At 63.6% G+C, this 9,540-nt stretch carries 9 protein-coding genes; 4 read left to right on the forward strand and 5 right to left on the reverse strand.

The window, feature by feature from the left end:
* The 4 genes from VDP82_RS09145 to VDP82_RS09160 form a co-directional block, all read left to right on the forward strand.
* A partial coding sequence (locus tag VDP82_RS09145; protein WP_323014541.1) for a DUF4082 domain-containing protein occupies nucleotides 1-1,039 on the forward strand: 1,039 nt, incomplete at its 5' end.
* A 25-nt stretch (nucleotides 1,040-1,064) separates the two neighbouring features.
* Entirely contained in the window at nucleotides 1,065-1,376 is a 312-nt protein-coding gene (locus tag VDP82_RS09150; protein WP_323014542.1) for a hypothetical protein, read from the forward strand.
* A 21-nt stretch (nucleotides 1,377-1,397) separates the two neighbouring features.
* Nucleotides 1,398-3,548 (forward strand): peptidase domain-containing ABC transporter, encoded by a 2,151-nt coding sequence (locus tag VDP82_RS09155; RefSeq protein WP_323014543.1) that lies wholly within the window; start codon nucleotides 1,398-1,400, stop codon nucleotides 3,546-3,548.
* A complete protein-coding gene (locus VDP82_RS09160; protein WP_323014544.1) occupies nucleotides 3,545-4,942 on the forward strand; it encodes an HlyD family type I secretion periplasmic adaptor subunit in 1,398 nt (465 codons plus the stop codon). Before VDP82_RS09155 ends, VDP82_RS09160 begins: the two co-directional genes overlap by 4 nt.
* Before the next feature lie 4 nt (nucleotides 4,943-4,946).
* On the opposite strand, the gene VDP82_RS09165 is transcribed toward VDP82_RS09160, so the two are convergent.
* From VDP82_RS09165 to VDP82_RS09185, 5 genes are all read right to left on the reverse strand, one after another.
* On the reverse strand, nucleotides 4,947-6,146 hold the full coding sequence (locus VDP82_RS09165; protein WP_323014545.1) for a hypothetical protein: 1,200 nt from the start codon (nucleotides 6,144-6,146) through the stop codon (nucleotides 4,947-4,949).
* Nucleotides 6,147-6,314: 168 nt separating this feature from the next.
* Nucleotides 6,315-7,238, reverse strand: a complete 924-nt coding sequence (locus VDP82_RS09170; RefSeq protein ID WP_323014546.1) for a glycosyltransferase family 2 protein — start codon at nucleotides 7,236-7,238, stop codon at nucleotides 6,315-6,317.
* Between the two features lie 123 nt (nucleotides 7,239-7,361).
* Complete coding sequence (locus VDP82_RS09175) at nucleotides 7,362-8,135, reverse strand: DeoR/GlpR family DNA-binding transcription regulator (protein WP_323014547.1); 774 nt, start codon at nucleotides 8,133-8,135, stop codon at nucleotides 7,362-7,364.
* An 8-nt stretch (nucleotides 8,136-8,143) separates the two neighbouring features.
* Nucleotides 8,144-8,881, reverse strand: coding sequence for a glycerophosphoryl diester phosphodiesterase (locus tag VDP82_RS09180; RefSeq protein ID WP_323014548.1), 738 nt, complete (start codon nucleotides 8,879-8,881; stop codon nucleotides 8,144-8,146).
* A 28-nt stretch (nucleotides 8,882-8,909) separates the two neighbouring features.
* The coding region (locus VDP82_RS09185; protein ID WP_323014549.1) for a TOBE domain-containing protein at nucleotides 8,910-9,540 on the reverse strand (631 nt) is incomplete at its 5' end.

Below are 9,540 nucleotides of genomic sequence, written 5' to 3' on the forward strand. Positions count from 1 at the left end.
CTTCAACTCGCCCATCTCGGTGACGGCCGGCGCCAGCTATGTCATTTCCTACCACACCAGCGCCGGTTATTATTCGGCCAGCAGCGGCTACTTCAACGTCGCCGCCAGCAATGATGCGTTAACCGCGCCACAGAGCGCGGTGAACAATGGCAATGGCTTGTTTGCTTATGGCGCCGGCTCGGTATTTCCCACCGGCACCTATAACGCGACCAATTACTGGGTCGATGTCTATTATCAACTCGACGCCAATCTCGCCCCGATTGCCAATGACGATGCGGGTTTTACCACGCAGCGCAATGCGCCCCTGCAAATTGCCACCACCGCACTGCTGGCCAACGATACTGATCCCAATGGGGACACGCTGTCGGTCACCGGTGTTGAGGCCGTCACCCATGGCAGCGTCGCCTTCGATCAGGCGACTGGGCTCATTACCTTCACGCCGGCCGCGGATTATCAGGGTGGTGCCGGCTTCACCTACACCGTCTCGGACGGTCGGGGTGGTTCGGCATCCGCCAATGTCGCGCTGACGGTAACCGCGCCTGTGGTCACCAGAACCCTGTTCGCCGCCGATTTCACCCCGGCAACCGTCACCGTCAATGATGGCAATGCGGTCGAGCTGGGAATGAAGTTCACCAGTTCCCAGGCCGGTACGATTTCAGGAATCCGCTTCTACAAGGGCCCGCAAAATACCGGCCCACACACCGGCACCTTGTGGAGCACCACGGGTGTCAATCTGGGGACGCTGACCTTTACCAACGAGACCGCCAGCGGCTGGCAGACGGCGACCTTCCAGACGCCGATCGCCATTGCAGCCGACACCACCTACATCGTCTCCTATCACACCAATGGCTATTATTCGGCAAGTGCGGGGGGATTCAATTCCGCCATCACCTCCGGCCCGCTGACCGGGCTTTCCAGCGCCTCTGGTAGCGGCAATGGCGTTTTCGCCTATGGCAGCGCCAGCGTCTTCCCGACCGGCAGCTACAACGCAACAAACTACGCAGTCGATGTGATCTTCAACACGCAGCTGGCGTCCTGACGCCAGCCAACAAGGGACCAGTTCCATGCCAGGCGAGCTTTATGCCGATGCCATCGGCGAGATCACGGTCAACGGCACCATCGTGCGCATAGATCTGGTCAGCCTCTCTGTCACCATGCGCGACGATAGGGGGCAGTTGGTGCCCGAACACCGCCAGCGGATCGTCATGTCGCTCGAAGGCTTCGCCAATAGTTTCGACGTGCTGCAAAAGGCAATGAACGGGCTGATCGAGGCCGGGGCCATCCGCCGCGCCGAGCCGGACAATGTGGTGCCGGTGCGAGGACCCAAGCCGGGCGGTGAAGGCATACGCAATGGTGGGTCGCCCAATTTCGAATAGACGCTGAAGCCAGGCCTTGTCATGCAAAAGTCGATACAGACCGGTCCGGCATGTCTTGCGCTGGTGTTGCAACATCATGGACTGGACGTGGGGGCCGACCAACTGGTTGCCGATTACGCCATCCGCGATGAGGGCATAGGGCTCGCATTGATGCAGCGCATGGCTCGGGAGGCGGGTCTGGTGGCACGCACTGCTCGCCTCAGACGCGCCGCCATATTGCGACTCGGCAGCGCTTATCCGGCGCTTTGCCGGCTCGAGAATGGCAATTGGGTTGTTCTCCTGGGTGCTGACCGTGATGAGAGCGGGGGCGATCTGGTCCGTATTTTCGACCCCCTGGCGCAGAGCCCCGATGGCTTCCTCGCCGTGCCGTATGGCCAGTTCATCAAGCACTGGCGCGGCGAACTGCTGCTGGCCAAGCGTAGCTACCGCATGAGCGATCCCGAACAGCCCTTCGGCTTTCGCTGGTTCGTTCCCGAAATCCTCAAACAGGGGCGATTGTTCGGCGATGTAGCGGTTGCGGCGCTGTTTCTGTACCTGCTGGGGCTGGCGACGCCGATCTTTTTCCAGTTGGTCATCGACAAGGTGCTGGTGCACCAGAGCTACGCCACACTGACGGTGCTGGCGATGGGTGTCGGCCTGGCGCTGCTGTTCGAGGCCATATTCGTCTTCCTGCGCCGGTATCTGCTCATCTACGCTACCAATCGCATCGATATCCGGGTGGCCACCCGGACGTTTCGCCACCTGCTCGATCTGCCGATCACCTTTTTCGAGCGGGCATCGGCGGGGGTGCTGGTCAAGCATATGCAGCAATCGAGCCGGATTCGGGAATTTCTCACCGGCAGGCTGTTCCTCACGCTGCTCGATGCCCTGTCGCTGTTCGTCTTCATCCCGGTGCTTATGGTCTACAGCGTACCGCTGGCCGGGATCGTGCTGGGTTTCAGCGCCCTGATCGGCCTGGTCGTGGCCCTGCTGGTGGTGCCGTTCCGCAAGCGGCTGGCTGCGCTCTATGCCGCCGAAGGCGAGCGGCAGGGCCTGCTGGTGGAAACCGTGCATGGCATTCGTACCCTCAAGTCGCTGGCCATGGAGCCGTTGCAGCGCCGCGTCTGGGACGATCGTTCGGCCCAGACGATCAATACACGCTTCAGGGTCGAAACCATTTCGATCACCGCTCAGGCGATTACCGGCCTGTTGGAGAAACTGATGGCCGTGGCGATTATCGGCGTCGGCGCGCTGTATGTGTTCGATGGCGCTATGACCGTGGGTGCGCTCATCGCCTTCAACATGCTGGCTGGCCGCGTCTCCGGCCCCTTGGTGCAGATCGTCACCATGGTTCACGAATATCAGGAAGTGGCGCTGTCCGTGCGCATGTTGGGCGAGGTGATGAACCAGAGGGTCGAGCGCGCCGGCCGCAGCGAGGGACTGCGCCCTGATCTGGCTGGCGCCATCGAATTCGAGGATGTGGCCTTCCGCTATCGCCCGGAAGGGGGCTTTGCCCTCAGCGACCTGTCGTTTTCGGTGCCCGACGGCACGATCATGGGCGTCGTGGGGCGCAGCGGATCGGGTAAGAGCACGGTGACGCGGCTGATCCAGGGGCTCTATCCGGTGCAGCAGGGATTGATCCGCATTGGCGGCCACGATGTACGCGAGCTCGATCTCAACCATCTGCGCCGCGGCATCGGCGTGGTGTTGCAGGACAATTTCCTGTTCCGCGGCAGTGTCCGCGACAATATCGCCGCCGCCCGGCCCGATGCCAGCTTCGAGCAGGTGGTGGAAGCATCGAGGCTGGCCGGCGCCGCCGAGTTCATCGAGCAATTGCCGCGCGGCTATGACACCCTGATCGAGGAGGGCGCGGAAAACCTCTCCGGCGGCCAGCGCCAGCGGCTGTCGATCGCGCGGGCGCTGGTTACCGATCCCAAGATCCTGATCTTGGACGAAGCCACCAGCGCGCTGGATCCGGAAAGCGAAGCCATCGTCAAGGCCAGCATCAAGGGGATCGCCAAGGGGCGTACCGTCATGATCGTCTCCCATCGCCTGTCGATGCTGACCGATGCCGATGCGATTCTGGTGATCGATCGCGGTCGCCTGGTCGATATCGGGCCGCATAGCCAATTGGTGACCCGCTGCACCACCTATCGTCATCTGTGGAACCAGCAGACGAGGCTTGTGGGATGAAAGCGCGCCTCAAGCCTGAAAAACCCGCTGCCGGGCCCACCCGAGGCCCGAAGCTAAGGCTGGTAGCGCCCGTCGCGCACCCTGCGGTCACCGAGTTCCAGGCCGACGCGATCGCGTTGGAGGAACGCAAACTGCCGGTCTCGGCCCGGTTGACATTGTATCTGGTCGCCGCCGCGCTTGGTTGCGGCGTCTATTGGGCCAGCGTTTCCAGGATCGACGAAATCGTCGTCGCTCCGGGGCGACTGGCCACCACCGATCCTATGCTGGTCATGCAGCCCTTCGAGACTTCGATCATCCGCTCGATAGCGGTACAGGCGGGCGACATGGTGCAAAAGGGGCAGTTGCTGGCAACGCTTGATCCCACATTTACCGCCGCCGATTCCGGCCAGCTTCGCACCCGGCTCGCCGGCCTGGAGGCGCAGGGCGCCCGTATCCGCGCCGAACTTGCCGGCATCGCCTATACGCCGGCGTCGGACGCCTCGGCAGAGGCGCTGATGCAGGGTCAGCTCGCGGATCAGCGCTACGCCGCCTATCAGGCCAAACTCGCCGATTACGACGCGAGGATTGCTCATGGCGAAGCCTCCATGGTTGCCGCCAAGGCCCAACAGGAGATGCTGGAGCAGCGCCTGGCGGGGCTGGAGGAGATCGACGCCATGCGCGCCTCCCTGCTCGACGGCGGCAATGGTTCGCGTCTGTCGTTGCTGCAAAGCCGCGATGTCAGCCTGGATATCAAGGTGACGCTGGCGCAGGTGCAGGGCCAATATGCCGAGGCGGTTCAGCAGCGCGACCAGGCTCAGGCGGAAAAACAGAATTATATCGAGGATTACCGTCGGTTGGCCCTCGAGGCGCTTGTCGATGTCGAGGACAAGCTGGCCGTCGCCGGCGAAGAGCTGAAGAAGGTCGATCTGCGTACCGCCATGTCCCGGCTCGTCGCCCCGGTGGACGCCGCTGTGCTGGAGGTGGCGCAGCGTTCGGTCGCCTCGGTGGTTCAGCCGGCCGAGCCGCTGATCACGTTGGTGCCGCTCAATGTGCCACTCGAGGCCGAAGTCACCGTTGCCGGCAATGATATCGGTCATCTGGCCACAGGCGATGTCGCGCGTATCAAGATCGACGCCTTTCCATTTCAGGAGCATGGCACGATCGAGGGCAAGGTGATTTCGATCAGTGAAAACTCGTTCGCCAAGCAGGCCGGCTCCGATCCGCTAGGCGGCGCGGCATTCTACAGGGTCCGTATCGCGCTTGGCCGGGGCCAGCTCAAACAGATTCCCCCCACGTTCCGCCTGCTGCCCGGCATGACCGTTTCGGCCGAAATCCATTCCGGCGAACACAGCGTAATCTCTTATTTTCTCTATCCCCTCATCCGGGGGCTCGACGAAAGCCTGCGGGAGCCATGAGCAACTATCCCAGTGCCTCCACCACTCCGCGCGAACGCCAGGCATAGAGCATCCAGCCAAACTCATATGGCCGGCATTCGCGGTCGATGCTGATCGGTGGAAACGCCATGTCCAGCCCCGGTAAGTGCCAGCCTTGGGCCAGTGCGGTGGTCAGGGATAAGACCGAGCGAACCAGCTTGGGTGGTTCGCGGCGGCCGATCTTGCGCCAGATCACTCCACCCTCGGGCGAAACGAGCCGCTCACTGCTTTCGGGATGCGTATCGATCCAATCCAGCCCCTTGAGCACTGCGGGGCGATAGTCGCTGCCGCCGGCGGCATGAAGATCGAGCAGCGCCATTGGCGCCATGGCGTGCTGGTGCACACTGTAAACAGGATAGCCCTCCACCACGCTGCCATCGCGCGTGTCATAATGCCACCACCACTGCCCGGCGTGCCCCTGAAGAGCCACGATCCGGGCAGCGCTGGCCTCGGCGGCCCGAAGCGCCATGCGGTCGCCCTCGGCACGGCCGAGCCGAGCCAGCGCCTGGATCGGATAGACCTGGTCGGCAAAGCAGGCGATATGGCTGCGTGCCCGACCCAGGGCGCTTGCGGGAATGGTGTGGGGGAAAAGGCCCGTTTCCGCTTGTGCCTCCAGCAGGAACTGCGAGGCCAGGTCCTGGACCTCCGCGGTCGAACCGAGGTGCCGCGCGGCCAGCGCCGCCGTCAGCATCCAGGCGCAGGGAACGGTTTGTACCGTGCGGTCATGGGTCAGCATGTCTTGCAGCATTTCAAACAATTCCGTGCTGAAAACGCCCGCTGTTTCCGCCGCAGCCCAAGCGGCCAGAGCCACCGCACCCGGTTCGCGCGACCGAGCGGCTCGTGCGGCGCAGCGCAACGCCAGATCCGCCGCCGTCTTGCCTCCGAGCATATCGCGCTGCATGGGCTCGGGCGTCCATGCCAGCCCCAGAGCCACGATGATGGCATAGCGCAGGTTGTCGCCCTCGGGCCGAGCGCCCGAGCCGTCCCGATTGGCCCGACTGCGCATGGTGTGCGGGAAATGCAGATCGGGCAATACCATGCGGCCGAGCCCAGTCACGCCGAGGTCGCACAGCGCCGTCAGCCGTTCTTTTTGCGCTTGATAGCGGGCGTCGAGGCAAGCGATCCGATCGAACGGCATGGCCGGACCGTCCTCCGGCTCGGATTGCTCGGTGAAAACGCGTAGCATGTCCATTCCCGCTTATTCGGCGCCCCGGCGGTGGAGCACCCCTCCGGGTCAGACTGGCATGGAGCGTGCCGGTAGGCATTTCGCTCTTGCGATGGAGCGGAAACCATCTGCCCACCCACGCGAAGTAGCGGTCCGAGCGGCCTAGCTCGATCGATGCAGGTCATCGGCTCAGCGGTTTTCGCGGTTCCAGAGATCGATCAGGCCGGTCGTGTTAGCGTGCCGGGCCAGTTCCAGCATCCGGGTGGCGCGGTAGAGCCGTATTCGGGTAAGGCAGCCCAGTGCCAATGCGCGCTCGCGCCAGGTGTCGACCCGGTCGGTGCGCAGGATGCGGATTGTCTCGCCCAAGGGCGATGCTGCCATCAGCGCGCTTTTGCCCAGCCATCGGGCCAGCCAGAACCTGCGGCCTCTGATTTCACCGAACTCATGAGCAATGTGGCGATCCCAGCGCCGCGCCAGCTCGGTGAATGAGCGGCAGGAGGGCGTGTAGACACGTGCATCGGGGAGATAGGCGATCTGGCAACCCAGGGCGGTGGCGCGCTGGCCCCATTCGGTGTCCTCCATCGTGCCGATGCCGCCAAAGGGGCCGATAGAGCGAAACACTTCGGCGCGCACCGCCATGTTGCCGGTCGCGGCAAAGCCGTATTGCTCGACATAGAGCTGGGTGCGGTAGCTGTAGATGGCCTCATAGGCCTCGATGGATGTCAGCCGCTCGGGATCGGCGGGCTGGATGCGGATATCTCCACCGGCAAAGTCGATGCCGCGATTTTTCTCGAAGCAGGCCACGATTGCCGCCAGCCAATCCGGCGCAGCGACGCAGTCGGCGTCGATAAAGGCCAGCAGGGGCGCCTCGGCCAGGGTAGCGCCGAGATTGCGCGCCGGTCCAGGGCCGGGGATGGCCTCACGCGTCAGCCGCACGCCGGGCACCAAGGTTGCGGCAAAGCTCGGCATCTGCCTTGAGCCGTTGTCGACCACGATGATCTCGAAGGCGATGCCATGAGCCCGCTGCGCGCCCAGTGCCAAAAGGCAACGTCGCAAATCGTCCGGCTCATTCAGGTGTGGAATGATGACGCTGATCCGGGGGTGCCCGCTCATTGTCGATGCCTCCTGCGATCCGGCACCCTCGCGCCTTGCCCAGATGGCCGCAATAACCCGCCCGTTCTCGCATGCTAGCTCGAATTGCTGGCGCAAACCCGCCTTATTGCTCAGGCCAATGCTTTAATCGCAGACGACGATATCCACGCCGCTTTCCTTCATATTTTGTGCGGTGCCGGGTTGCGGTGGCATGGCGTCGGTCACGAAGCAGGTGAATTCCGAGAGCGAGGCGACGCGGACGGCAGCCGTTCGGGTCCATTTGCTGACATCGGCGGCCAGATAGCGGCGGCGGGAATTTTGCAGGATGGCCCTGGTCACCTGGGCATCCTCGTAGCTGAAATCGAGCGCGCCGCTGGTCGGATGCAGCCCCCCCGCACCCACCACCGCATGAGTGGCATGGAATTTCTCGAAATAGCGGATGGTCTCGGGACCGACAATGTCGCGGTCATTGGCCCGCCAGATCCCGCCCGTCAGATGTAGCTCGATGCCCTTGGTCTCCCCCAGGATCAGCGCCGCCTCGACATTATTGGTCACCACGGTTAGGCGTTCACGTCCGCGCAGGGCCTCGGCGGCATAGCGCACCGTGGTGCCGATGCCCAGGAAAACGGTGGAGCCGGAGGGAATGTCCTGCGCGATACGGGCGGCTATGCGGCGCTTGGCATCCCCGTGCAGTCCTGCCCTGGCGTTGATCGGCGTGTTCTGGGGCATGACCGGCAGGTCGACGCCGCCATGCAGCCGCCGGGCCAGGCCCAGTGCGCAGAGCACGTTGATGTCGCGCCGGATCGACTGCGTGGTCAGGCCATATTCTTGGGCCAGCTGGTCGATCTGCTGGGTGCCCCTGGCGCTGATGCGTGCCAGGATATCGTTCTGCCGGCGGGAAAGGTGCGGGATCGGCATTGGAAGACTTATAAAAAGAGCCTTGGATCGTCGGTGATGACGCCTCCCAGACCGGCCTCCCAGAAGGGTGCCATCTGCGCGGGATCGTTGCAGGTCCAGCAACGGACAATGAGACCGTTCTCTCGTGCCCGGTCGAGCACGTTGAAGCTCAGTGCCCGATAGTGGAGGTGGATAGCCCCGGCGGGGATGGCGGCAACGCGATCGAGCCAGTCCGGCGGCAATTCGCTCCACAGCATGGCCAGTTCATAGGAGGGGTCGAGCCTGTGCATGGCCTTGAGGCATTCGGCATCAAAGCTCGAAATCATCACGTCGACACCGGATGGGCGGTTTTGCAGACAGTGGTGGACCGTCTCGGTCAGTTGCGCGAGCGACTTGTGATGTTCGTGCTGCTTGATTTCTACATTGACGTTCAGGCCGAGCTCTCCCAGCGCCTCCAGCATCTGGGGCAGGGTGGAGAGTTTTTCGCCGGCAAATTGCGGGTCGAACCAGCTTCCGGCATCGAGCCTGGTCAGGTCGGCGGCGACCAATTGACCCAGCGGGCCCTTGCCATTGGTGGTCCGATCCAGCGTCACGTCATGGATCACCACGGGGGTGCCATCAGCGAGGAGTGCGACGTCCAGTTCCACCCAGCGCGCGCCCTGGTCATGTGCCGCGCGAAAGGCGGCGATGGTATTTTCCGGCGCCACGGCCGAGGCGCCGCGATGGGCTTGGACCTCCCCGGTGGAGCGAGGCTGGTGATTGGACATGGTTCTGGTTCCCTTGCGGCGCGACCGATCAATCGGTGCGGCGGCCCGTTTTCTTGTTGAATGGGTGAAGATCCGCAATGCGGACATATAGGCTGGCTTGCGTGCCTTCGGTCATGGCGGTCTTGGCCGGCACGGCGGCGATGATGAGCTGGCCGCTTCCCTCCAGCCGCATATGCAGATGGCTCTCCCCGCCGATCGGCTCGTAGAGCTCCACCGTTGCGTTCAGAGTGATATGTGGGTCCTGGGGTGCCGACAAGTGGATGGTGTCGGGCCGTATACCGACCAGATCGGTATTGGCGGGCAGGTTCAGCGCCCCTTGATCGCCCAGCCGGTCGATGGCGATCAGGTTCATCGGTGGGGACCCGATGAACCCGGCAACGAACAGCGTTTCGGGGCGCTCATAGAGCGCCAGCGGCGCGCCCACCTGCTCGATGCGCCCCCCATTCATCACCACCAGCCGGTCGGCCAGCGTCATGGCCTCGAGCTGGTCATGGGTCACATAGACGCTGGTGGTGCCCAGGCTGCGCTGCAGCCGCGTGATCTCGATGCGCATCTGCCCGCGCAGCTTGGCGTCGAGGTTGGACAGCGGCTCGTCGAAGAGGAAGGCCTTGGGCTGGCGCACGATGGCCCGGCCCATGGCGACGCGCTGGCGCTGGCCG

The organism is Devosia sp., from assembly GCF_034675085.1.
GTDB lineage: Bacteria > Pseudomonadota > Alphaproteobacteria > Rhizobiales > Devosiaceae > Devosia.